This is a genomic window from Thermodesulfovibrio hydrogeniphilus, from assembly GCF_054657355.1.
Genome location: NZ_BAAHYW010000001.1, coordinates 1295282 through 1319926, shown reverse-complemented (window position 1 = coordinate 1319926; position 24645 = coordinate 1295282). Strand labels below are relative to the sequence as shown.

Below are 24645 nucleotides of genomic sequence, written 5' to 3'. Positions count from 1 at the left end.
TTTTTGGCTGGACTATTCTAAAATTTCAAGGACACATCTTTTGCCAACTTTTGTTCCAGCAGCACCCAAGATTGTCCTCATAGCCCTTGCTGTCTTACCTTGTTTTCCAATAACCTTACCAAGATCGCTTGGAGCAACTCTGAGTTCATATACAGTGGTTTTTTCGCCCTCAATTTCAGTTACTCTGACATCCTCTGGTTTGTCAACCAGTGCTTTCGCCATGGTCTCAATGAGTGTCTTCATGCTCATGTTCTAACCTCCGTGCAAAAAGAGTAGTAAATACCCCTCTGGGTATATTAAGCAGAAACCCGTTCAATTAATTTTCTTACGGTATCTGTAGGTTGTGCTCCATTTTGGAGCCAGTATTTAACCCTATCAATATCCAGCGTTATCTCTGGAGGCTCTGTTTTTGGGTTGTATGTTCCTACAATTTCAATATAAGGTCCATTTCTTCTTGCCTTTGCATCAGCAATAACTACTCTGTAAAAGGGCTTTTTCTTTGCTCCCAGCCTCATCAATCTTATTTTAACCAATTTTACCCTCCAATGATGTAGTAATCCTATAATTTTTAAATATATTATATTCACTCCAATAAATGCAACTGTTTCGTTTGAAATTATCAAATAATAGGCATTTTTGCTATGGTATAAAAAATTTTTTCCGCTATGCTCTTAAAATTGTAATCTCCGGTTATATCAAACCATAATATATCCTTTTCTTTCTTGAACCATGTAAACTGCCTTTTTGCATACATTTTTGTTCTCTTTTTTATTAATCTAACTGCCTCCTCAAGAAGATAACAATCTGCAAGATAACCGGCGATTTCTTTATATCCTATTGCCTGCAATGCGGGAAGAGGAAAATGAGTATTAGCATGTTTCTTTATCAACGTCAAAACAAATCTTACCTCTTCAATCAAGCCAGCATGAATCATTTTTTCTACTCTTTCTTCTATAAGGCGATATAACTCTTTTCTGTCCCTTTTCAGCCCAATTTTTATGAAATCATATGGAAGAGGAGCTGTTAATTTTTTTTGTATCTCACTGATTCTCATTTTACCCTTAAAAAAGACCTCCAACGCTCTTATAATTCTGCGGAGATCAGTTGAGTAAAGTTTGTTTGCAGTCTCAGGGTCAATATCTTTTAAAATTTTATAAAGGGAGCCAGGATTTTTTTTCTCCTCTTCTATTAATTTTTTTCTTAACTCCCAATCTGCATCAGGTCCTTCAAAAATTCCCTCTGTTATTGCTCTTAAATAAAGTCCAGTTCCACCCACAACGAGAGAAGTTTTACCTTTTTGGAACAATTCTTCAATAATTTTTTTAACCTTTTCTATATAACTACCTGTGCTGAAGTATTCCCACGGATTAATAATGTCTATCATATGATGGGGAACTTCTTGCCTTTCTTTTAATGAAGGCTTTGCTGTGCCAATGTCCATATATTTATATATTTGCATTGAATCTGAGCTTATTATCTCCGCATTGAGCAATTTAGCCAGATGAATTGAAATATCCGTTTTTCCTACTCCTGTAGGACCAAGTAGGATGATAATTTTTTTCTGCATCACATTTTATTATAATCCATATAAAATTATTGATAATTACATTCGATAAATTTATAATATAGAAAAATGGATTTCATTGCCCTAATAGGACTAATTATAGGCATTGGAGCAGTCATAGCAGGAAACATAGTAGAAGGAGGCACATCTGCCCATCTTGTTCAAGCAGCTGCAGCCATTATTGTATTTGGGGGCACTCTTGGTGCGGTAGTTTTCAGTTTTCCCTTGAAAGATTTAATAAATGCCTTGCAAAGCTTAAAATTTATCTTTATCAACAGAAAGATAAACTATGATGAAACCGTTGAGACCATTTTAGAGCTCCTTGTTATTGCCCGAAGAAAAGGGCTTTTAGCTCTTCAAGAGGAAATAGAAAAATTATCTGATCCTTTTTTAAAACGAGGATTAATGTATGTAATAGACGGAGTTTCTCCAGCTATTATCAAAGACTCGTTATATCAGGAGATTTATTCTTTTGAGGAAATTATAAGGCGGGCATCAAAGGTTTATGATGCAGCAGGTGGTTATGCGCCAACAATTGGCATCATCGGAGCTATTCTTGGACTTATTCAGGTTCTTAAGAATGTTACAGAACCTTCAATCATAGCTAAAGGCATAGCTACAGCATTTGTCGCAACGATTTACGGAGTTGGTTCTGCTAATCTTATATTTATACCAATGGCAAAAAGGATAATTAATAAACTTGAGGATGAGGTTCTTTTAATGGAGTTGATGGTTGAGGGAATTTTGGGTATTGAATCAGGAATGAATCCTTACTTTTTGAGAGCAAAACTTGAAGCCTTTATACGAGAAAGACAGAAAGAACGGATATGAGAAAAAGGAAAAAAAATGATAAAGAAGAAGAAAATATTCATCGCTGGCTTATATCATATTCTGATTTTCTAACCCTTCTTTTTACTTTTTTTGTTGCCCTTTATGCCTTATCTGCTGTGGATATTTTAAAAGCAGAAAGATTTACTGTTTCCTTAAGAAAAGTTTTTAAGGTTATGGATAAACCTATTCAACTTGAGGAGGACAGAAGAAATTCAATTGTTGAAGACCTAAAAAAGCTTTTAAAAGACTCTCCTGAAGTCAATATAACAGCTTCTTCCAGAGGCGTTGTAATTACTTTGCCAAATTCTCTTTTGTTTGACTCTGGTTCAGCCAGACTAAAGCCAGAGAGTGAGGAAGTTCTTACAAAAATTGCTGAAAAATTAAAGGAAATACCTGCAAAAATATTAATAGAGGGTCATACTGATAATGTTCCTATTGTTTCTTCTTCTATATACAAATCAAATTGGGAGCTTTCTGCTGCAAGGGCTGCTTCAGTTCTTCATTTTATGCTGGAAAAAGGACTTTCTCCAGACAGATTCACCATTGCTGGATATGGCGAATACAGGCCTGTAGAGTCTAACGAAACGCCTGAAGGAAGAGCAAAAAATAGAAGAGTTGAAATTGTTATAGTAAGATAAGTATAATTTATAAGTTAAAACTTGATAGGTATAAAAAATGAGAGAATACTCCCGAGTAGATGCTTCTATTCCATTGGGAATTAGATTAATTCCGGAAGAGGAAAAGCATAAAATAAAATCAAGAGTTTCCGGAGATATAAGTTTTTTACACATTCCCCATGAAGAACCAACAGATAAAGTACTTGCTGAGTGGTTAAAAATCATAAATGCTAAACTTGACCACATTATTAATTCCTTAAATTTACATCAGGAAGGGTTTTCCTCTCTGCCCATCTATGATGTAAACATAAGCGGAGGAGGCATTAGTTTTACCTCTGAGGTTTCCTATAATGTTGGAGATATCGTTGAGATTAAAACAGTTCTTGAAACTCCTGCTACAATTGCATTATATCTTTATGGCGAAGTAGTTAAAAGTGAAAAAACAGATAATCATTGGAAAATTAGTGTAAAATTTATTAATATATCTGAAGAAGTAAGAGATTTTATCATTAAATTTGTTTTTCACAGAGAAAGACAAATTTTGAGGGAAAAAAGGGAAATTTAAATGTTGGTAATCATTGGCATAATTGTTGGTGCTAGCTGTATAACAGCAGGATATTTATGGCATGGTGGTAATCTTTCTGTACTTTTTCAACCATCGGAAATTTTGATTATTGGTGGAGCTGCTTTAGGTGCTTTGATAATTTCCTCTTCGCCTCATGTTATCATTGGAGTAATAAAGGGGTCTATATCTACTATTACGAGCGGAAAGAATTATTCTAAAAAGGATTTTTTGGATGTGTTGCTTCTCCTTACAGAGTTATTTACTAAAATAAGAAAAGAAGGATTGATTTCTATTGAACAAGATGTAGAAGAACCAGAGAATAGTTCAATCTTTTCAAAATATCCAAAATTTCTTAAAAATCATCATGCTCTTCATTTGTTGACTGATACATTAAGGACAGTCATGACAACAACGATATCACCTTATGAGCTAGAAAGCATGCTTGATAATGAACTTGAAACGATTTACGAAGAGGAAATAACTCCAGCGAAGACTCTTTCAACTATAGCAGATTCTCTTCCTGGACTTGGTATAGTTGCAGCAGTATTAGGAGTTGTAATAACAATGGGGAAAATGAAAGAACCACCAGAAATTTTAGGAATGAGTATAGCTGCTGCATTGGTAGGAACTTTTTTAGGTGTCTTACTATGTTATGCCTTTGTAGGACCCCTATCAAGAAGAATGGAAGCATCAGTTCATGCTGAGAAGGAGTATCTGCTTGTTTTGAAATCAGCTCTTATATCATTTGTAGGAGGCGCAGCGCCTCAGATTGCTGTTGAATTTGCTCGTCGAAGCATTCCACCAAATGTGAGACCCTCTTTCCATGAGCTTGAAGAAGAAATAAGGGCTTTAAAGAGTGGCAGATAAGTCAAAAACAACTATAATAGTTAAAAAGGTCAAGAAAGGTCATGGCGACCATCATGGCGGAAGCTGGAAAGTTGCTTATGCAGACTTTGTCACCGCTATGATGGCTTTTTTCTTGCTTCTTTGGCTAATAACAATGGTAGAACCTGAAAAAAGAGCTGCTGTTGCTGACTATTTCAGAAATTTTAATTTATTTCAGCAGTCAGGTAGATCCTTTATGGAACAGTCCTCTTCAATTCATCAGGAAGTAAAGACGACTGTTGAACCTGTTACAGGAGAAAATATTGCAGAAAGATTTAAAGAACAGATGAAAAAAGCCATTGAAGAAAAACTTAAAGATCTTCAAAAACATATAATTGTTGAATCTATAGAGGGTGGGGTAAGAATTGAGCTTGTAGACCTTGAAGGTGACCCTCTTTTCCCAAGCGGTTCCGCAGAGCTTTCGCCAAAAGCTAAAGAAATTCTAAAAGTTGTTGCTGAAAACATTAAAGATGAAAATGCTATGATAGCGGTGGAAGGTCATACTGATGCAGTTCCATTCAGAGGAGGCAGTATATCTAACTGGGAGCTTTCAAGTTATAGAGCCTCATCAGCAAGAATAGAGCTTGAAAAAAATGGTGTTGACCCATCAAAAATATCAAGGGTTGTAGGTTTTGCAGACACCATGCCTCTTATTAAGGAAAATCCTAAGGACCCAAGAAACAGAAGAATTAGCATTGTTTTACAGTTTGAAAAAGGGCAAAAGCCTAAGGATCTTGATATTTTAAAGGAAAAACAAGGTTAAGAGCATTTTTAACAATCTTGATCTCAACTGGAGTTTTACCAAAATAGTCACCATCTATTTGAACATGTGCATCTCCTCGGATTTTCAGATGGTTTGAATGAAAATAATCTGTCCCTTTCATTTTTAAATGCCTCTTAAAAACAACGCCAATGATCTGCAATGCGAGTTCTAAGCGAGAGCTTGTTTTAGATAAAAACACACCAAAATAAGGCTCTCTTAAATCAATGTCAGGTGCTATCTTGAAGTTTCCTCCATAACATGAAGCCTTAGCGATTACAACAGAGTAGGCAGATTTTTTCTGTCCATTTGTTATTTCTAATTTTTCAGGCTTTTCTCTTAAAAGGGTTTTAATTCCAGCCATAATATAAGCAATTTTCTTTAAAAAAATTTTCCTTTCTGGTCTAACTCTATGAACTGCATAGCCGTCAAATCCTATTCCAGCCATAAGAATAAAAAGTCTTTGTTTTTCTTTGCTTTTAATTTTTCCAAGATGAACCTTTTCTGCCTTCCCATTGATTGCAAATTCAACGGCTTTAGGCAGATTTTTTGGAATATTTAACTCCTTTGCAAGAACCGATGTTGTGCCCATTGGCAGTATTGCCAATGCAACATCTGAAAATGCCAGTCCGTTGACTATTTCATTGTATGTTCCATCACCTCCAGCGCCTATTACAAGTATGCTTTTACCTTTATACTTTTCAGCTATGTTTTTAGAGAATTGCTCCGCATCTCCTCTTTTTTTTGTAAGAAGGGTATTGAAAAGTATGTTTTTGGTTTTGAGTATCTCTTCAACTTTTTGAATTCTTTTTAAAGAACCACCACCGGCAATTGGATTTGCAATTAGGAAGATTTTTTCATATTTCATAAGACAATCACCGGAGTTTTTTCCAAAAAATATATTAAATCCGCAATGTTACAAGGCATTTTTATGAAAAATGCCCTTCCTCCGTATTCATCTCCCCTGTTTTTTATATTTGTAATTCTCAAATATCCCAAATCCCGAGATGCTAAATATCCTGTTGTGTAATCTGGATTATCTGATATGCAAAGTTCAGCAACTATATCATTACGAGAAGATACTTTAGAGGCGATGGTTAGAGCCTCAACAACTCTCTGTGGCTGAGGAGTTAGTTTTTTTATTTGTCTTAATACTATTAGTCTCTTATTTTTATCCATGTGAATTCTGGATACTCTTACTCCCCTTTTTATGTCAGGTTCAAGCCTTTTACCTGTGAGTGAATCTATCATTGTTGCTCCACGCATTTCTTGATTTTTAATAACTTCAAAGGCTAAATCTATTGCATTTTCCGATACTCCGAGTTCCTTTAATTTTAATCTCACAAACTCCATAGCTTCGTCTTTTGTATTGCAAAAAATAGTCTTTATCGGAAGTGCTGGAATTTTCTTAACCGGTTGTTCAATTTTTTCCACAGTAAGGACAATTTTATCTGGTTGTCCCCTTGAATGCTCAAAGGCTCTTTTTAAATATTGATTTATTGCTTTATTAAGCTCTGAAAAATCATATATTCCCTCAGCTCCGGAGATGTGTTTTTCTTTTTCATGTTCATTTTTTGAAGCTCTCATTCTAACTGACCACATCATCAACCTCAAGTTCGTGTTCTTTAATGAATTTTAAGTCATCTTTGTAATGTCTTCCTGTTGTTGTAAGATAATTTCCTGTCATCAAAGCATTTGCACCAGCAAGAAAAATCCATGAGGCAAAATCCCCAAGCAATGGTCTTCCGCCACATACTCTTATGTCTTTTTCAGGAAGCATAAGTCTAAAGAAAGCTATAATTTTCAATGCTTCTGTAGGGCTTAGTGGATGTTTATTCTCAAGTGGTGTTCCTGCGATGGGAGTTAGAAAATTTATTGGAACTGATTCAACTTCCAAATTCTTCAACACCTTTGCCATTTCTTCCCTGTCAATCCATTCCTCACCCATTCCAAAAACTCCTCCAGAGCAAATTGAAAGCCCAGCTTTTTTAGCTAACTCTAAGGTTTTTAATTTATCTGAAAAATTGTGGGTTGTGCAAATTTTTGTAAAAAATCTTTCAGAAGTCTCCAAATTGCAATGAAGTCTTTCAAGCCCCTTATCTTTTAAATAGCAAATTTCATCATAGTTTAAAAATCCCAAAGAGCCACATGTATTAATTCCCGCTTTTTTTATCTCCTCAATTGAATCTGCGATACTAATAAGTTCATTCTTTGTTGGTTTTCTTCCGCTGATAACTATTGAGAATCTTTTTACCCTGTGTTTTTTTGCCTCTAAAGCCCTTTCCAATATATCTCTCTTGCTAAGTAAAGGATAAACAGGAGCATTTGTCTTATATCTTGATGACTGGGCACAAAATGCGCAGTCTTCAGAGCAGACTCCGCTTTTTGCATTTACAATTGCGCAGAGTTCTATTTTATTGCCCTTAAATTTTATTCTTAATTCGTTTGCTTCAAAAAGCAAAGAATAAAAATCTGAATTGACTATTTTCTCTATCATCCCTTAATTTTCCTGAGATATCTGATGTCTCTTAAAATAATTTGTCTGCTTTTGATTGCAGTGTATGAAAGAAATCCTAATACAAAAATTATAAAGACCCTTGCGAAAATTTTGCTTAAATCTGAAGTTATTAAGACCTCAGAAAAGTTTTTTACAACCCAAAAATACAAAATAAAGGCTAAAAATAAAGGAGATATGAAAGCTGTAATGTAAACAAATGTCTTAGGTATCTTTAAAGAAGTATGGCTTATCATTTCCTTGTAAAAATTTTCTATGCCAAATACCCAGACAAATATAATAATCTCAACCAATCCAAAGAAAATTAACATCATAGCTCCTGCCCAAAAGTCAAGCTCATCAATGAAGTTTGGAACAAAGGCAGAAAAATGAGCACCAATAATAATTAGAAACATCGCTACATTGACTGCCTTAGCATGACTCCACTTCATCTCATCTTCAAACAAAGCGATAAGCGGCTGTATGAGTGCAAGGGATGAAGTAAGGGCTGCTAAGAAAAGCAAAAGAAACCAAACAAAGGAAATTAAATTCCCCAATGGCAAATTCATAAGAACAGCTGGCATAGTCATAAATCCAAGCCTCATGGTTCCTTCTTTTGCAAGCTCAGGAATAGCAGCTGCGGAAAACATGGCAAATGCTGCGGGTATGGCAATTGAGGCACCTATTAGTAATTCAACGAATTCATTTATGCCAGCAGTTGCCAACCCTGCTTTAATGATGTCGTCCTTTTCTTTGACATAGCTTGCATAAACAGCAATTGCTCCCATACCTAATGACAGAGTAAAAAATATTTGTCCAGCAGCTTCTACCCAGACTGTAGGATTGGTTATTCCAGAAAAATTGAGGTTGTAAATAAACCTTAAACCATCAATTCCAGCCCAATCCTTTGCAGAAAGAGAAATTATTCCAAGCAGAAGGCCAAACAAAATTATGGAAGGCATAGCTATTTTAGCTGTCAGTTCAATTCCCTTAACTACGCCTCTTTGAAGTATAATCCAGTTCAAGACAAGAGTTATTAATAGAAAAATATAGGCTATTTTAGAGGGAGTTGTATACTGTTTGAAAAAATCAACATAAGGTTTGGCTACTTCTATAGGAACAGAGCTATCAATAGGTTTAGGAAGTTGATTTAATAAAGATAAAATTGAGTAACCTAAAGTCCAAGATTCAATGTATATGTAATACATTGCTATTAATACGGGAATAGCTACTCCAAAGGAACCTAAAACCCTTGCCCAGCTTTTGTGCTTGAAAAACAAACCTAAAATACCAGTCATTGAACCATGTCCATACTTGCCAGCGAATCTGCCAATAACCCATTCAATAATCATTAAGGGTAAGCCCATAAAAATAAATGCAATAAAATATGGAACCATAAAGGCTCCGCCACCATAAAGAGCAGCCTTTGATGGAAATCTCAAAACATTTCCTAATCCAACTGCATTACCTGCGGTGGCAAGAATTAACCCTATTTTTGACTTCCATTTCTCCCTTTCTTGCATTTTTTACTCCTAAAGCTATGTTAAATTATATGTTTAAGTTGAGCGATTTTTTATACACCCCTGTTAATCTGTTGTTGCAAGCCTCACCTTTTTTGTTTTTTTTGTCATCGCGTCTTACCAAAGGTGAGGACTGGTAATCTACTTCTTCGTCATTCCGAGGCATCCGATAGGATGCCGAAGCAATCTCATAAAAGACGAGATTGCCTCTCTTCGCTCGCAATGACATCCGATAATCTCTCAACTCAGGTTATATTATATAATTATACACTATAGCATCAAAACAATTTTCTCTCTCCCAAAAATAGCGATAGAAATCCAATAATTGGTATAAACATTTGAAAATTAAGTATTTTTTGCTGTCATTGCGAGCATCCGAAGGATGCGAAGCAATCTCTTTGAAGGGGAAAAGGCAAGATTGCTTCCTCCTCGCTTCGCTCGGAGTCGCAATGACGGGGAGGAGAGAGAGATTGCTTCGCCCCAGATTGCCACGCTATCGCTCGCAACAGGGGGGCTCGCAGTGACGAGTGTCTATCTCTATTTTTCGGTTATATTTTTCGGTTATATCTTATTTCTGGATTTTTGACCTAATTTTTCTTTATCATAAATGTTGTATGCTTTTGTTTACATAGACAAAAGCTATGACTACCACAAAATCCGCCTGCTGGGGTGTGGTAGTTAAAGGGCGGAGAAAAAATACCCCAGTCTAAATTGTGCATTTTGCACAGTTTAGTGGAAAGGGATTTACCTATGAAAGCAGGATACTTTATCACAGGAACTGATACAGGAGTAGGTAAAACAATAGTAACTGCTGCTATTTTAAGATGCTTTATAAAAAGAGGGCATAAAGTTGGCGCTATGAAACCCATAGAAACTGGTTGTATAAATAAAGACGGCATTCTTCTGCCAAATGATGGCATGTTTTTGCGTGATATGGCTGAGATGAATGATTCTGTGGATTTAATCACACCTGTAAAATTTGAAACACCCTTAAGCCCTCTTATGGCATCAAGAATTGAAAATCTGGAGGTTGAAACAGACAGAATTTTTAAAGCTTTTGAGAATTTGAAGAAAAAATATGACTATCTTATCGTTGAAGGAGTTGGTGGCTTAATGGTTCCTATTATAAAATTAGAAAGGAAGAAAGCATCTTACTATTTTGTAAGGGATTTGATAAAAGATATGGAATTATCAGCAATTGTCGTAACAAGGCCAACTCTTGGGACATTGAATCACACAATTCTTACAATTGAGGCTTTAAGGAATAAAAAAATTCCTATAAAAGGCTTTATTATTAACTTTAATGAACCTCCCAAGAATGACATTGCAGAGAAAACAAATCCTGAAATATTAAGAGAAATTCTGGATATTCCGTGTTTAGGCATAATGCCTTATTTGAATGACTATAGTAAAGACACCATAGGAGAAACAGGGCTAAAGCATATTGATATTGAGGCGATTTTATAGAAAACCCTGTTAGCCTTTCATTTTAAATATCTGAAGTGCGATGTTGTAAAAGTTGAGATTGCTTCGTCGCTGAAGCTCCTCGCAATGACGAAGGAAGGGGTCATTGCGAGCCTGCGGACAGGCAGGCGTGGCAATCTCATAAAAAGAAAGTATAGCCTCAGAAATAAAATCTCTCGCAATGTCCATATATCTAACACACGATGACTAAAAGATGAGAGACTATTGCGTGCTGAAGGCGTGGTAATCTCACAATGACACTTTTTTAGTCATCACGAGGCTTGCGGAGCAAGCCGAAGTGATCTCTATTTTAGGGGAGTGGAAAAAGGAGATTACTTTGGTTGCTCAATCACCTTAGCAATGTCCATATCTCTAACATACAATGACGAGGAGAGAATACATCGCAATGACAGAAAAGGTGCTCATTGCGAGGCATCCGCAGTATGCCTAAGTAATCCGTCTTTTCCTTTTAACTTTTCAGTTCTTGCGCCTTACGAATTTTTATAGACTGCATCGCCTTCTTCGGAGGCTCGCAGTGACGATATGTTTGATTTCTATGCTTATCATTTGCAAAATATTGACTTACAATGCTGACTTTTTTATTTCTCCTATTTTTTTAAGCTTTCTTCAATACCGAAAAATAGAGATAGACACTCGTCACTGCGAGCCCCCCTGTTGCAAGCGATAGCGTGGCAATCTGGGGCGAAGCAATCTCTCTCTCCTTCCCGTCATTGCGACTCCGAGCGAAGCGAGGAGGAAGCAATCTCGCCTTTTTTTCTTTCAACAAAGTAGAGATTGCTTCGCATCCTTAGGATGCTCGCAATGACAGCAAAAAATACTTAATTTTCAAATGGTTATGCCAATTATTGGATTTCTATCGCTATTTTTGAGTCAATAATTGCAAATAACTTATATTCTCTGCTATTATTTAAATTATGTTAAAAATTTTGTTTCTAATCAGCTTCGTATTTCTGATTTCTAATACTGCCGATGCTGGAAAACTATGCCTCCAAGTAGTGGATGGTGAGGCAGTATACACTAATCTATGCGATGTTAGATTTGAAAAAAAATCAAAAAAAACAGCCTATAAACCTGTCCATTTTTCAACTGCCTCTGAAACCAAGTACTCCCGTGAAGAGCTTGAAAGAATAGTTGAAGAAAAGTCTAAAAAATACGGATTAGATGTGAAACTTATAAAAGAAATGATTAGAGAAGAGTCTGGCTGGAATGTAAATGCTGTGTCTCCTAAAGGTGCTATGGGTATAATGCAGTTGATGCCTTCCACAGCCCTTCTTATGGGAGTTAAAAATCCTTTTGACCCAAATGAAAATATTGATGCAGGAATAAGGTATATGAAATATTTACTGGAAAAATTCAATGGAAATGTTTCTTTAGCATTGGCAGCATACAATGCAGGTCCAAATCTTGTTGAAAGACTTGGCAGAATACCGAACATTCCTGAAACACAGGGCTATGTGCATAGAATCTCGCTCAGATACTCAGGAAGTGTTCCTCAAAATATAGGTTATTCACCTGAAAAGAATAAATTTCGTCCAATTAAAGCCGTTGTTCTACAAGACGGCTCAGTTTTATATACAAATGTGGATGACACATGGATAAGGCGATAATTGAAGAGATATTAGAGCTTAAAAAACAGAAAAATGCTATAATTTTGGCTCACAACTACCAAAGGGAGGAAGTTCAGGATATTGCAGATTTTGTTGGAGACTCCCTTGAACTGAGCAGGCAGGCAGTAAAGGTAGAATGCGATGTCATTGTTTTCTGCGGAGTTCATTTCATGGCAGAAACCGCTGCAATACTTAATCCTGATAAAACGGTTCTACTGCCAGAAATTGAAGCTGGATGCCCAATGGCAGACAATGTAGATGTTGAAGAGCTTAAGGAATGGATAAAAAAATATCCTGACTCTCCTGTCATATCCTATGTTAATACCACCGCAGAGGTAAAGGCTTTAAGTTATGCATGCTGCACATCAGCAAATGCTCCTCAAATTGTTAAAGCAGTTCCGTTTAAATCAGTAATATTTATTCCAGATAAAAATTTAGCTAACTGGGTCAAAAAAAATGTTCCAGAGAAGGAGCTAATTGTTTGGGAAGGTTTTTGCCCAACCCATCATATGATAAAAAAAGAAGATGTGCTCAGGGCAAAGGAAGCTCATCCAGATGCATTGGTTGTTGTTCATCCTGAATGCAGGCCTGAGGTGATTGAAATGGCTGACCATGTTGCATCAACTTCAGGCATGGTTAGGTTTGCAAAGTCATCTACAGCAAAAGAATTTATAATTGGCACAGAAGTTGGACTTCTTTACAGGCTTAAAAAAGAAAATCCAGAAAAAATTTTTTATCCCCTCAAAAGAACAATGATATGCCCCAATATGAAAATTACCACCCTTGAAAGCGTTCTTTCTGCCTTAAAAGAAAACAGATATATAATCAAAGTCCCCGAAGATATAAGAGTTAAAGCAAAAGAAGCAGTGGACCGCATGCTCTATCTTGTCTCATAAATAGTGCTATAGAGCAACAAGGCGGCAGTGTGATAGAAAAACATGGAGATTTCTGAAATAATCAAAGAAAAAATAAAAAAAGAAGGCGTAATTTCTTTTGAAGATTTCATGGAGATAGCCCTTTACTTTCCAGAGCATGGATATTACACAAGTCCTTTAACAAAAATCGGAAGAGAGGGCGATTTTTTTACAGCATCCCATCTTGGAGCAGTTTTTGGGATTTTGCTTGCAAAAGCAATTGAGGATTATTACTTCAAAATGAACAAGCCCTCTGATTTCTCAATAACAGAAATAGGTCCTGGTATGGGTTATCTTGCAGAGGATATTCTATCAAATCTTAGTTTTTTACCAAGATACAACCTTGTTGAGATAAATCCCTATCTTGTTAAAATCCAAAAATCAAGACTTGAGAAATTTGGAAACATACCTGTTTGGCATAAAAATATTGATGAACTTTCAGAGGTAACTGGAGTGATTATTCTGAATGAAGTATTTGATGCCTTACCTGTGAGAATTTTTGAAATAAAAGATAAGCCCTATGAGGTTTATGTAACAGTTGATGAAACAGGTAATTTAAAAGAAACACTCTTTCCTGCAAGAGCTGATACTGTGCGGTATCTTGAAGAGTTTGCACCTTGGATATTTGATATAGAGGGATACAGGTCTGAGGTAAATCTTAAAGCAAAAGAATTTATTGAAAAGCTCGCCCAGAAATTAAAAATTGGTTATTTAATGATCTTTGATTATGGTTACACTTCAGAAGAATATTATAACCCTTCCAGAAACAGAGGAACACTTCTTTGCTACCATAAACACACAATCAGCGAAAATCAGTATTTAAATATTGGAAAGCAGGACATTACAGCCCATGTAAATTTTACAGCCATTGAGAAATGGGCTACTTATGCAGGATTCAAAGTTGAACATTTTTCATCCCAAAGCAAATATTTAATTTCTCTCTGTAATGAAGCTTTGTTAAATAAACTAAATGAATTAAAATTAATTCAACAATTTAAAAGGCTTGTGCTCCCCCAAGGTATGGGGGAGAGCCACAGAGTAATGATTTTATCAAAAAATATACTTCAGTAAGGTCTTTTGCCCGCTATATTGCCAGTTGGTTTGTAATTACAAACCCAAATGTATGAGCCATCTCTGCATTTTGCTCTTCCGCAACCAACTTCTCTTGTTTCTCGCCAAACCATTTGGGTATAATGTCCGCATCTTTTGCCTGCTCTGCAACTGTTGTTTATATAATCATAATCAAATCTTTCTTTTGCCCAATAATCAACCACATCTTTGGGCTTTGCAGGATAATTTGCCCAAAAAATATTTTCACCTAAATTATTGCTACTGTGATACATTTGACATCTAACACTTAATTTATCTGCCCAATCATGAGCAATTGATGCAAGCTCCTCTGACCATCTTAAATCAGGCACACTCACATATCTTCTCCATTTGTTATGCTCTATCAAAAGTTCTTCTTTTTCTCTAACTGTTAACATAGATGAGTATTGCCAACCCTGATAATTGAAAAAAGAGCAACCCACAATTAAAGCAACCACAAACAACAAATAAAATTGAGGCTTTATCATTATTTCATAGACCTTGAAAGCTCTTTGATTATTTCCTGCCCTATGACATTTCTCTGAATCTGATTTGTTCCCTCATAAATCTGAAGAATCTTAGCATCCCTCATCATCTTCTCAACTGGATAATCCTTCATATATCCTGCACCACCCATGACCTGAACTGCGTCTGTAGTAACCTTCATTGCAACATCAGTGGCAAAGGTTTTAGCCATTGCTGAAGCTTTTGTGATTTCCTTTGCTCCGCTGTCAATATATCTTGCAACTGAGTAAACAAGAGCCCTTGCAGCTTCAATTAAAATCGCCATATCAGCAAGCATGTGTTGCACTGCCTGAAAACTTATTACAGGTTGTCCAAACTGTACTCTTTGTTTTGCAAAGCGAGCTGCTTCCTCAAATGCTCCCTGAGCGACTCCAAGTCCCTGCGCTCCTACACCAACTCTTGATTGGTCAAGGGTTTTCATGGCTACAATAAAGCCCATTCCTTCTCTACCAAGAAGATTTTCCTTTGGAATACGGCAGTTTTCAAAAATGAGCTCCCTTGTCACAGATGCTCTTATTCCCATTTTGTTCTCTTTTTTGCCAAAGCTGAATCCGGGAGTTCCCTTTTCAACAATAAAGGCAGAAGCACCACGAGCACCTTTGCTTTTATCGGTAATAGCAATAACTGTGTATATTTCAGCCTCTCCTCCGTTCGTAATCCATTGTTTTCTACCGTTAAGAATATAATAATCACCGTCCTTTGTGGCAGTTGTCTGGATTCCTCCTGCATCTGAGCCTGCATTTGGCTCTGTAAGTGCAAAGGCTACAAGGCGTTTGCCATCAGCTATGTCTGGTAAATATTTTCTTTTTTGTTCTTCGTTTCCAAATAGAATAATTGGATATGTGCCAAGAGCATTGGCTGCATATGTGGTTGAAACTCCAAGACAAATCCTTGAAAGCTCCTCTACTACAAGACAAAGTTCAAAGCTTCCAGTGCCAAGTCCTCCATATTCCTCTGGAACAAAAACTCTGAACATATCAGCCTGTGCGAGAATTTTCATAATTTCCCAAGGAAACTCTCCTGTCTCATCAAGCTCAGCTCTAATTGGCTTTACATGCTTTTCTGCAATGTCCCTCGCCAAGTCTTTTATCATCTTTTGCTCTTCAGTTAAAAAATAATCCATTACACCCTCCTAATTTTTATTTTGATGTTCAATCTTCTATGCCTTCTATGAAAAATTTCTTTTTCATTGCAATTAATTATATTATTCGTTAATTGTCAATTATCACCATGCCTCTGGCTCGCCGTAAGCTATCATCATTGCCTTAATTGCAAGCTCCGAAGGGGAGTGGCAATCTCCCATTTCCTCACTTGGAGACCCTGTTGCGAGCAAAGCTAAGCAATCAGGGGAGAAGCAGTCTCTTAGATTGCTTCGGGTGCTATCGCACCCTCGCAATGACGGAAAGGAAAATGCCTCGCAATGACGAAGAAGGGAATGCCACCCAATAACGAAAAGGGGGGCGACTCGCAATAACGAAGGAAGAGGGTCATTGCGAGCCTGCCGACAGGCAGGCTGAGCAATCTCATAAAAAGACAGGATTGCTTTAGGACTAAAGTATCTCGCAATGTCCATATATCTAACATATGAAGAAGGATACTTCGCAATGAAGAAAAAAAGACCTCGCAATGACGAGGGAAAGAATGCCTCGCAACGACAGATTGCTTTTGCATCATGCTGATTCCTCGTAAATGTCTTCTTCTCGCTTTCCTTCAACTTCCATCCACTATCCACTAATATCCACCCCTTCTACAAGAAAACTCGGTGAGCCTATATTGCCATAAAACCTTAAATCATTGCCTAAGGCAACAATATTTTTAAAAACTTCTAAAACATTGCCAGAAATTACAGCCTCTTTAACAGGATACTTTAACTCACCATTTTCTATATATACTCCAGAAATCCCAACTGAAAAGTCTCCACTAACAGGATTTGCAGTGTGCATACCCATAACTTCTGTAATGTATACTCCTTTGTCAACATTTTTTATAAGTTCCTCTTTGCTATATTTTTTTGCATCTGTATCAATATAGAAATTTGTAGGACCTACAGAGATTCCACTTGCAAGCCTGACAGCATTGCCTGTTGATGATGTTCCCATCCTTTTGGCTGTATATGTGTTGTGCATCAGTGATTTAAGCATGCCTTTTTCTATTAAAATTTTCCTTGATGTGGGCACGCCTTCTCCATCAAAAGGTGTGGAGCCGAATTTTTCTGGAATTGTTCCGTCATCTATGATGTTAATTAATGGATTTATAACTTGCTCATTCATTTTACCGATAAAAAGTGACCTGCCAAGCAAATAGTTTTCTGCTGAAAGCGACTGGGATAAAAGCTCAACAAATTCAGTTGCCACAAAGGTGTCAAAAACTGCAAATCCTTTAAAAGATTTAATCTTTTCAGGATTAAGAAGCATAAGAGCCTTTTGTCCTGCTTCTCTTCCTACCTCTTTAACATTGATATTTCTAAAAAATCTTTCAGCCCTGTAAGACCATGCCATCTGTGGAGATTTATCTTCTGCTATAGCAATTATATGGGCAGTTATAGTTGTAAATGGGTGAAAGATAGATATTCCATTGGAATTTATTATTCCCATGTCCTCAATTGTTATTGAAATTTCAGCATTTCTGAGTTTTTTTATTCTTTTGTCAAAAAAAGCCGCCTTCTGCATATCAATAAGGAGAGCAGAGAGAGAATTTTTGACTTCAAAGATATCTGCATCAAAGACAACTACTTCCGTGAAATCTCTGCTTGATGGGAGACTCAGAAATTCATCTGGTTCAGAAATTTCTGCTATTTGTATAGCAGAGGCAAAAGCATCTATAAGTTTATCAAAGCTTGAGCAGGTGGAAGTCCCTGCTTTTTGTTGTTTGATAACTCTTACAGAAAAAAACTCCTTTGCAGAATTCTTTTTTTTGTCAATATTTAAATCCTTGCCTTCAACAGAAAAGGATTTTTTTCCTGAAAAGTAAATTTCCCATTGAAAATCTTTTATTTCAGGAAGTTTTTTGTAGATAATCTCAATATAGTCATTCAAAATATGTGGCTGCTGCATAATCAGACTCCCAAACAGTAATGCTTTCAAGAACTACAGGATAGTTTTGAAGCTTTTCTTTTAATGCCGAATACAGCCATCTTGCAATGTTTTCACTGGAAGGATTTATTTTATCAAATGGTGGAATTTGGTTTAAAAAACTATGATCCAGTAAGGATAAGACTTCTTCTGTGACTCTTTTTAATTCCTTAAAATCTATGGCTATTCCAATTTCATTAAGGCTTTCCGATAGAACATTTACTTCTACTTTCCAATTATGGCCATGAAGATTTTCACACTTTCCTTTGTATCCTCTTAACTGATGAGCAGCATCAAAGCCAGAGAGTATCTTTAACCTGTACATCACTTCAGCTCTTTTTTGAAAATAGTAAGATACGGAAGATTTCTAAACATTTCATTATAATCAAGTCCATAGCCCACAATAAACTTATTAGGAATTGAAAATCCTAAATAGTCAATAGGAACTTCCACAACTCTTCTTTCTTTTTTGTCAAGTAGAACACATATTTTAAGAGATGCTGGCTCCATTGAAAGAATTTTCTCTCGTATAGCTTGTAAAGATATTCCTGTGTCAATTATGTCTTCCACAAGAAGCACATCTTTGCCTTTTATCTCTTCTCGGGGGAAATAATGAATATTTACCTCTCCAGAGGATTTATCTTTGATGTAACTTGAAGCAATAATAAAATCTACTTTCAAAGGTGCTTTGATCTGCCTAACAAGGTCTGAAAAAAATATAAATGCGCCTTTAAGAATTCCAATCACAAGTAAATCCTTATTTTTGTAATCATTGGTAATTTTGCGTGCCAGCTCACTTACTTTTTTCTGAATCTGCTCTTCCGAAATTAATGGCGTTCCAATAAACATAGTGAAATATTATAACAAAAATTACCAAATTTTGACGAAGTTAATTTTAGGATATTATAATTTAAATTGAGCGATTTGTATAAGACTTTTGTTAATTCTGTCATTGCGAGCCTCACCGAAGGTGAGGGGTGGGAATCTGCAAAAAGGCGAGATTGAGTGGATTGCTATCGCTTCCTCATAATGACGCCTATTTTAGTCAACATGAGGCTTGCGAAGAAAGCCGAAGTGCTCTCTTAGTTGAAGGGATGAAAAAAGAAATTGCTTCGGGTGCTGGCGCACCCTCGCAATGACGGAAATGGGAGACTGTCGCAAGCCGAAGATATGGCGAACACTTGCAATGACGCTTGAGAATCCCAAATCTATATATAATTTAAACAGCCATGAAGTCAAATATAAAGCATAAAATATTCAAGCTGTTAATTTGGTTCTTTTTCTTCTTGGGAAAAACTCTGAAAAAACAGCATTTACCAAAGATAGCCAACATTATCGGGAATATTTGGTATTTTTTTCCCATTTCAAGAAATAAAATCGCCCTTTCTAATATAAAAATAGCCTTTGACAAAGAGTTGGAAGAATGCGAAGTTTTATTGAAAAATTTTTTTAAAGAACTCGCTTTGATTATTCTTGAAATTGCCTATATAGTCCAGCATAAGGAAAGTTTATCACTTTGGGCGGAAGCTTCAGGATTAGAAAATTTTGATAACGCACTTAAAAAGGGCAATGGAGTTGTTGCTTTAAGCGGACACATAGGCAATATTCCCATAATGCTTGCGTGGTTAGCTGAAAATAATTATCCTGTAGCTGTACTTTACAAGGAAGGCAAATATCTTCCAAAGGGATTCCTATACAATCTTATTAAATCATATAACATTCATCCTATTCCCTTTATTTCAGACAGGGATATGCCAAAGGAAATCATAAGGGCATTAAATAAAAATATGATCGTTTTCATGCTTGCTGATCAAGCAAGACCGGGAGTATATGCAAAATTTTTTGGTAAATATGTTCAATGCCAAAGAGGTCCTTTTGTAATTGCGCAAAGAAAAGAAGCACCTATTATACCTGTTTTTATCACACGAGAAAATAGAAGGCACAGAATTTTAATTTATCCTGAATTAACAATACAATCTGACAAAAAAGGAAAAGTTTTTTCAGATGAGAATATAATAGCCTTTTCTGAAAAATATAATGATATTCTTGAAAAATTAATCAGACAGCATCCTGAGCAGTATTACTGGTTTCACAGAAGATTTAAAAAAATGAAGGCTTGAAAAAAATTTTTTTCAAGTTTATAATCAAAATATGGCAAGAATAGATGCATTTTTCAAATTAATGCTTGAAAACAACGCAAGCGATTTACATCTCGTTGCAGGAAGCCAGCCTGTTTTGAGAATACATGGAGAACTTGTAAGGGTTCAATATAAGGTCTTAGATAATCAGGAATTAAGAAGTCTTCTTTATGAGATAACGCCTGAGGAAAAGATTAAAATCTTTGAAGAGACAGGAGACCTTGATTTTGCCCATGAAATACCAGGTATAGCAAGATTTCGTGTTAACTACTTTATGCATAAAGATGGAATGGGAGCAGCTTTCAGACATATTCCAAATGAAATAAAGACCATTGATCAACTTGGACTTCCGCAAGTGCTTAAAAAATTCGCTATGTTAAAAAAAGGAATAGTATTGGTTACTGGTCCAACAGGTTCTGGTAAATCTACAACCCTTGCAGCAATTATAGATTATGCAAATACGCAAAGAAAAGATAGAATAATCACCATTGAAGACCCTATTGAATTTATCCATCCAAATAAAGGATGTGTAATTTCATACAGGGAAGTGGGAACACACACCGAAAGTTTTGCAAAAGCCCTAAGAGCAGCCCTAAGAGAAGACCCGGATATTATTCTTGTTGGTGAAATGAGAGATATTGAAACAATTCAGCTTGCATTGGAAGCAGCTGCCACAGGTCATTTAGTTTTCAGTACTCTTCACACATCATCAGCCATCAAAACAATTGACAGAATTATTGACGTTTTTCCACCAGAACAGCAGGCTCAAGTGCGAACTTCTCTTAGCGAATCCCTTCAAGCAGTTGTTGCTCAAACACTACTTAAAAGGGCTGATGGAAAAGGAAGAGTGGCAGTATGTGAGATTTTAATTAACACATATGCAGTTGCAAATTTAATAAGAGAAGGAAAAACTCATCAAATACTCTCTGTTTTGCAAACCAGTAAAAAGATTGGTATGCAAACAATGGATGATGCTCTTATTGAGTTACTGGAGCAAGGCAAAATCACACCTGAAGATGCCTATGATAGAGCTACTGATAAACAAAAATTTGCAAGATATTTCAAAGAATTGCCTCAGGAAGCCTTCAGATGAGAAAGCAAGAGCTTGACTTTATTTTGCTGAAGCTTCTTTCATTTCACGAAGAGATTTCGGACATAATTTTCACTGCCGGAAGACCTTTTCAGGTTATGTTATGGGGAGAACTCAGGCCTGTATATATTGATGAAGTCCCAATAGAAAAACTTACACCCTATCAGACAGAGATTTTATCTATGTTAATTATTAATAATCAGCGAAGACTTCTTGAAAACCTGATAACACGTGGATACTGTGATCTGAGCTACTCATTACCCAATGCCCGTTTCAGAGTTAATATTTTCTCCCAGAGAGGGAACTACTCAATCGTAATGAGAAAACTTCCTTTAAGAATTCCTACTGTTGAAGAGTTGAAACTTCCAAAAATTGTTTATGAAATTGCAAAGGAAAGAATGGGGCTTGTTTTAGTTACAGGTGCAACTGGTTCTGGAAAAACTACAACCTTAGCTACCATTCTTAATTTAATAAATGAGGTAAGACCCTGCCATATAATCACTCTTGAAGACCCTATTGAGTATGTCCACATTCCTAAAAAGGCAACATTTAATCAAAGGGAACTTGGAATTGATTTTTTTGATTTTGCAGACGGTCTTAGGGCTGCACTAAGACAAGCACCTCATGTAATACTTGTCGGAGAAATAAGAGACAGAGACACTCTTGAGACTGCAATGATGGCAGCTGAAACTGGACATCTTGTATTAGGAACACTTCATACAACTGATGCAGGACAGACAATTGGAAGAATGATCGGAATGTTTCCACCAGAGGATGAAACCTATGTTAGACTTAGAATCTCTGACACACTTAAATGGGTTGTCAGCCAGAGATTGCTTCCCAAAATAGGTGGTGGAAGAGTAGTTGCAACTGAAGTTATGAGGAAAAATCTTAGAGTAAAAGATTTAATTATAAATGGAGAAACTGCAGAAAAAACATTTTACAGTGTTATAGAAACCTCTGAAGCTCTTGGAATGCACACATTTGACCAGTCAATAATAAAGCTTTACAAAGAGGGACTTATAACAGAAGAGACAGCTGTTGCATATGCATCACAGAGAGCTGTTGTGATAAGGGAGATTGACAAAATAAAGGCTCAAAGGGGCGAGAAAACAACAGATATAGAAGGACTGAAAATTGATACAGAATATGAAAGAAAGCTTAAAAGAGGTTAAAAATGCCTAAGGCTTTGATATGTGAGAATAATCCTGAAATTACAAAATCTATCTCTCTTTATCTGAAAACCATAGATTTTGACTATCATATTGCTATTAGCATAGAAGAAGCATTATATTTGCTAAATTCTGATGATATTTCATTCGTTGCAATTAACGAAAATTTCGGCAATGAGCCTTTTGAAAAAAACAGAGTTATTTCATACCTCTTGAGCTTACCAATGTATATAAGGAGAAACATTTTTTTGTTATTGATTGGACAAAATTTTAAAACATTGGATCGTTTTAAGGCTTTCTCATTAGGTGTAAATGTGGTAATTAACTCAAAGGAAACGGACATTTTAGGAAGAGTATTACAATTAGCATACGCTGAATATAACCGCCAATATAGAGTTTTTAAAGAGTTATTATCCAAACATCTCTAATTCAACTTGCAAATTCCTTCAATGCATATCTTCTTTGCAAGCTGCTTTGTACCTTCTACAAGTTCTTTCCTTTCGTCAGGGTTTTTGGTTTCAACATATATTCTTACTTTAGGCTCTGTGCCAGAAGGTCTTATCATAATCCAAGATTTATCTTCAAAAACAATTTTAACTCCATCAGTTGTTATAACAGAGACAATAGACTTTTTTAAACTGCCTATTTGGAGAGTATCGTCTATCTTAAGCTCCTTAGCAATTTGCTCAACATTGTTCTTTATATGGGGACCAAATTTTTCTCTTGGAATTTCTATTCCTGTTCTGTCTGGGTAAAATTTTCCGTAGATGCTTTCTATTTCTTCAAGATAATCACTTAGACTTTTATTCAGTGTGGCAATCATTTCTATTGCAAGCAAAACTCCAAACATAGCATCTTTCTCAAGGGTATGATTTTGAACGGAAATTCCATCGGACTCTTCAAAAGCCACAATAGCTTTATTTTCAGCATCTGGTAAAAGATAGGGTCTAAAGTGTTTAAAACCTACCTTTGTTTCTACAACAGGAACTTCCAAAGCTTTAGCTATGGCATTGACAAAATTACTTGTTCCAACACTCTTTACTACAATGCCCCTTAGTCCCTTATGCACATAGAGATAATGGAATGCCATTGCACCAAAATAATTCATAGGTATTTGCCTTTTTAAATCCGCAAACCTAACTCTGTCTCCATCCGGATCAATTATAGCGGCAAAAGCAAGGGTATCTGGTTTAAGATGTGATAAGGCAAGAGCAAGATTGGCTTCACTTGGCTCTGGAGAAAGCCCTTCAAATAATGGGTCATCATCTCTTCTTAAACATATAAAAGTCCCCGGCTTCAGAGATAGAATTTTTGCAAGCTTTCCCTTCGTAGCACCATACATGTGGTCAACAACTATTGTCTGTCTGTTTTTTTCAAGAAAGTTTTTTATCTTTTCAATGTTTAAAATGCCCCTCTTTTCAATAAATCTTTTATAGACTTCTGTCAAATCTATTCTTTTGATTTCTTTAGGAGGAATAGATTTTATAGACTCTGCTTTTTTCATCAACTCATTTGCAAGATTCTCTATAGGTTTAGTTAATTTCTCTGGAGCAGGTCCTCCATCGGATGGATTTAGTTTAAAACCTCCATAATTAGCTGGATTATGACTTGGCGTAAGATTAATGGAGACAGAAGTGCCAAGTTCAACAATACCAGCAGAAAACTCAGGTGTTGCTGCCTCACCTGCATAATAGCAATTTATACCTTCATTTTGCAGAATTCCAATAACCTCATAGGCAAAATCCTGCCCTAAAATTCTGTTATCATGTCCAACAATAATTCCCCTTTCCTTGAACTCATTAAATGAACTTACGCCGAATGCCTTTAGTACTTGCTTGTCTTCGCTCTTAACTGCTTCAACAATTGCAGATGTCAGAACACGAACATTCTGCATTGTAAAATCAGAACCTATTTCTCCTCTCCATCCAGAAGTGCCAAAGTGAATAACTGTTTTTTCTGTATTTTCCTTTGCAAGCTCTATAATTTCTTTTAGAAGATGTCTGTTTTGGGATGGATTGCTTAAAATTTTTCTCCATATTTCTGATGCTTTCATAATCATCTCCTTTTTTTTAATTATAACCTAAATTATGCGATTTTTAAGAATCATTGCGATAAGTCCCAAAAATAGCGATAGAAATCCAATAATTGGCATAACCATTTGAAAATTAAGTATTTTTTGCTGTCATTGCGAGCCTCCGAAGGATGCGAAGCAATCTCTTTGAAGGGGAAAAGGCAAGATTGCTTCCTCCTCGCTTCGCTCGGAGTCGCAATGACGGGGAGGAGAGTGAGACTGCTTCGCCCCAGATTGCCACGCTATC

26 protein-coding genes are annotated in these 24645 nt (G+C 36.1%); 13 read left to right on the top strand and 13 right to left on the bottom strand.

Annotation, left to right across the window (positions count from 1 at the left end; all coding sequences use genetic code 11):
- Positions 1-12: 12 nt before the first annotated feature.
- The 3 genes from ACYQ3P_RS06665 to miaA form a co-directional block, all read right to left on the bottom strand.
- Positions 13-243 carry a KH domain-containing protein gene (locus tag ACYQ3P_RS06665; protein WP_460177158.1) on the bottom strand — a complete coding sequence of 77 codons (231 nt, stop codon included), beginning with the start codon at positions 241-243 and terminating at the stop codon, positions 13-15.
- Positions 244-296: 53 nt separating this feature from the next.
- Entirely contained in the window at positions 297-533 is a 237-nt protein-coding gene (gene rpsP / locus ACYQ3P_RS06660) for a 30S ribosomal protein S16 (RefSeq protein ID WP_460177157.1), read from the bottom strand.
- Between the two features lie 86 nt (positions 534-619).
- A complete protein-coding gene (gene miaA / locus ACYQ3P_RS06655) occupies positions 620-1567 on the bottom strand; it encodes a tRNA (adenosine(37)-N6)-dimethylallyltransferase MiaA (protein ID WP_460177156.1) in 948 nt (315 codons plus the stop codon).
- A gap of 66 nt (positions 1568-1633) precedes the next feature.
- On the opposite strand from miaA, the gene ACYQ3P_RS06650 reads away from it, so the two are divergent.
- From ACYQ3P_RS06650 to ACYQ3P_RS06630, 5 genes are read left to right on the top strand one after another with little or no spacing between them, the layout of a single operon-like run.
- Positions 1634-2395: a flagellar motor protein gene (locus tag ACYQ3P_RS06650; protein ID WP_460177155.1), complete on the top strand. Its 762-nt coding sequence runs from the start codon at positions 1634-1636 to the stop codon at positions 2393-2395.
- On the top strand, positions 2392-3033 hold the full coding sequence (locus tag ACYQ3P_RS06645; protein ID WP_460177154.1) for an OmpA/MotB family protein: 642 nt from the start codon (positions 2392-2394) through the stop codon (positions 3031-3033). The genes ACYQ3P_RS06650 and ACYQ3P_RS06645 overlap by 4 nt, the downstream gene beginning before the upstream one ends.
- Positions 3034-3070: 37 nt before the next feature.
- On the top strand, positions 3071-3577 hold the full coding sequence (locus tag ACYQ3P_RS06640; protein ID WP_460177153.1) for a PilZ domain-containing protein: 507 nt from the start codon (positions 3071-3073) through the stop codon (positions 3575-3577).
- On the top strand, positions 3578-4444 hold the full coding sequence (gene motA / locus ACYQ3P_RS06635; RefSeq protein ID WP_460177152.1) for a flagellar motor stator protein MotA: 867 nt from the start codon (positions 3578-3580) through the stop codon (positions 4442-4444).
- On the top strand, positions 4434-5225 hold the full coding sequence (locus ACYQ3P_RS06630) for a flagellar motor protein MotB (RefSeq protein WP_460177151.1): 792 nt from the start codon (positions 4434-4436) through the stop codon (positions 5223-5225). The genes motA and ACYQ3P_RS06630 overlap by 11 nt, the downstream gene beginning before the upstream one ends.
- Here ACYQ3P_RS06630 and ACYQ3P_RS06625 read toward each other — a convergent pair.
- From ACYQ3P_RS06625 to ACYQ3P_RS06610, 4 genes are read right to left on the bottom strand one after another with little or no spacing between them, the layout of a single operon-like run.
- Positions 5188-6090, bottom strand: a complete 903-nt coding sequence (locus ACYQ3P_RS06625; RefSeq protein ID WP_460177150.1) for a diacylglycerol/lipid kinase family protein — start codon at positions 6088-6090, stop codon at positions 5188-5190. The genes ACYQ3P_RS06630 and ACYQ3P_RS06625 overlap by 38 nt on opposite strands.
- A complete protein-coding gene (locus ACYQ3P_RS06620) occupies positions 6087-6827 on the bottom strand; it encodes a 6-carboxyhexanoate--CoA ligase (RefSeq protein WP_460177149.1) in 741 nt (246 codons plus the stop codon). The genes ACYQ3P_RS06625 and ACYQ3P_RS06620 overlap by 4 nt, the downstream gene beginning before the upstream one ends.
- Complete coding sequence (gene bioB, locus ACYQ3P_RS06615; RefSeq protein ID WP_460177148.1) at positions 6811-7719, bottom strand: biotin synthase BioB; 909 nt, start codon at positions 7717-7719, stop codon at positions 6811-6813. Before bioB ends, ACYQ3P_RS06620 begins: the two co-directional genes overlap by 17 nt.
- Positions 7716-9239 carry a sodium-dependent transporter gene (locus ACYQ3P_RS06610; protein ID WP_460177147.1) on the bottom strand — a complete coding sequence of 508 codons (1524 nt, stop codon included), beginning with the start codon at positions 9237-9239 and terminating at the stop codon, positions 7716-7718. The genes bioB and ACYQ3P_RS06610 overlap by 4 nt, the downstream gene beginning before the upstream one ends.
- A 729-nt stretch (positions 9240-9968) precedes the next feature.
- Here ACYQ3P_RS06610 and bioD point away from each other — a divergent pair.
- The 4 genes from bioD (at position 9969) to ACYQ3P_RS06590 (ending at position 14313) form a co-directional block, all read left to right on the top strand.
- Complete coding sequence (gene bioD / locus ACYQ3P_RS06605) at positions 9969-10703, top strand: dethiobiotin synthase (RefSeq protein ID WP_460177146.1); 735 nt, start codon at positions 9969-9971, stop codon at positions 10701-10703.
- Positions 10704-11635: 932 nt separating this feature from the next.
- Positions 11636-12328, top strand: coding sequence for a lytic transglycosylase domain-containing protein (locus ACYQ3P_RS06600; RefSeq protein WP_460177145.1), 693 nt, complete (start codon positions 11636-11638; stop codon positions 12326-12328).
- Positions 12313-13224, top strand: coding sequence for a quinolinate synthase NadA (nadA, locus tag ACYQ3P_RS06595; RefSeq protein WP_460177144.1), 912 nt, complete (start codon positions 12313-12315; stop codon positions 13222-13224). Before ACYQ3P_RS06600 ends, nadA begins: the two co-directional genes overlap by 16 nt.
- 42 nt (positions 13225-13266) lie before the next feature.
- Complete coding sequence (locus ACYQ3P_RS06590; protein ID WP_460177143.1) at positions 13267-14313, top strand: class I SAM-dependent methyltransferase; 1047 nt, start codon at positions 13267-13269, stop codon at positions 14311-14313.
- Here the strand turns inward: ACYQ3P_RS06590 and ACYQ3P_RS06585 are convergent.
- From ACYQ3P_RS06585 to hpt, 5 genes are all read right to left on the bottom strand, one after another.
- The gene (locus ACYQ3P_RS06585; RefSeq protein ID WP_460177142.1) at positions 14307-14729 is read right to left on the bottom strand and encodes a CAP domain-containing protein; all 423 of its coding nucleotides are present in this window, start codon (positions 14727-14729) and stop codon (positions 14307-14309) included. The two genes, ACYQ3P_RS06590 and ACYQ3P_RS06585, sit on opposite strands and share 7 nt — an antisense overlap.
- 89 nt (positions 14730-14818) lie before the next feature.
- Entirely contained in the window at positions 14819-15979 is a 1161-nt protein-coding gene (locus ACYQ3P_RS06580) for an acyl-CoA dehydrogenase family protein (RefSeq protein ID WP_460177141.1), read from the bottom strand.
- A gap of 601 nt (positions 15980-16580) precedes the next feature.
- Positions 16581-17909: a TldD/PmbA family protein gene (locus tag ACYQ3P_RS06575; protein ID WP_460177140.1), complete on the bottom strand. Its 1329-nt coding sequence runs from the start codon at positions 17907-17909 to the stop codon at positions 16581-16583.
- Positions 17884-18252, bottom strand: coding sequence for a 6-carboxytetrahydropterin synthase QueD (queD, locus tag ACYQ3P_RS06570; protein WP_460177139.1), 369 nt, complete (start codon positions 18250-18252; stop codon positions 17884-17886). The genes ACYQ3P_RS06575 and queD overlap by 26 nt, the downstream gene beginning before the upstream one ends.
- Positions 18252-18776, bottom strand: a complete 525-nt coding sequence (gene hpt / locus ACYQ3P_RS06565) for a hypoxanthine phosphoribosyltransferase (RefSeq protein WP_460177138.1) — start codon at positions 18774-18776, stop codon at positions 18252-18254. The genes queD and hpt overlap by 1 nt, the downstream gene beginning before the upstream one ends.
- A 380-nt stretch (positions 18777-19156) precedes the next feature.
- On the opposite strand from hpt, the gene ACYQ3P_RS06560 reads away from it, so the two are divergent.
- Genes ACYQ3P_RS06560 through ACYQ3P_RS06545 form a run of 4 tightly spaced genes read left to right on the top strand, consistent with a single transcriptional unit; the run spans position 19157 to position 22755 of the window.
- Positions 19157-20047, top strand: coding sequence for a lysophospholipid acyltransferase family protein (locus ACYQ3P_RS06560; RefSeq protein WP_460177137.1), 891 nt, complete (start codon positions 19157-19159; stop codon positions 20045-20047).
- 31 nt (positions 20048-20078) lie between these two features.
- Positions 20079-21158, top strand: coding sequence for a type IV pilus twitching motility protein PilT (locus tag ACYQ3P_RS06555; protein ID WP_460177136.1), 1080 nt, complete (start codon positions 20079-20081; stop codon positions 21156-21158).
- Complete coding sequence (locus ACYQ3P_RS06550) at positions 21155-22330, top strand: type IV pilus twitching motility protein PilT (protein WP_460177135.1); 1176 nt, start codon at positions 21155-21157, stop codon at positions 22328-22330. Before ACYQ3P_RS06555 ends, ACYQ3P_RS06550 begins: the two co-directional genes overlap by 4 nt.
- A gap of 2 nt (positions 22331-22332) precedes the next feature.
- A complete protein-coding gene (locus tag ACYQ3P_RS06545; protein ID WP_460177134.1) occupies positions 22333-22755 on the top strand; it encodes a response regulator in 423 nt (140 codons plus the stop codon).
- Here the strand turns inward: ACYQ3P_RS06545 and ACYQ3P_RS06540 are convergent.
- Positions 22752-24380: a phosphohexomutase domain-containing protein gene (locus ACYQ3P_RS06540; RefSeq protein WP_460177133.1), complete on the bottom strand. Its 1629-nt coding sequence runs from the start codon at positions 24378-24380 to the stop codon at positions 22752-22754. The genes ACYQ3P_RS06545 and ACYQ3P_RS06540 overlap by 4 nt on opposite strands.
- Between the last annotated feature and the right edge of the window lie 265 nt (positions 24381-24645).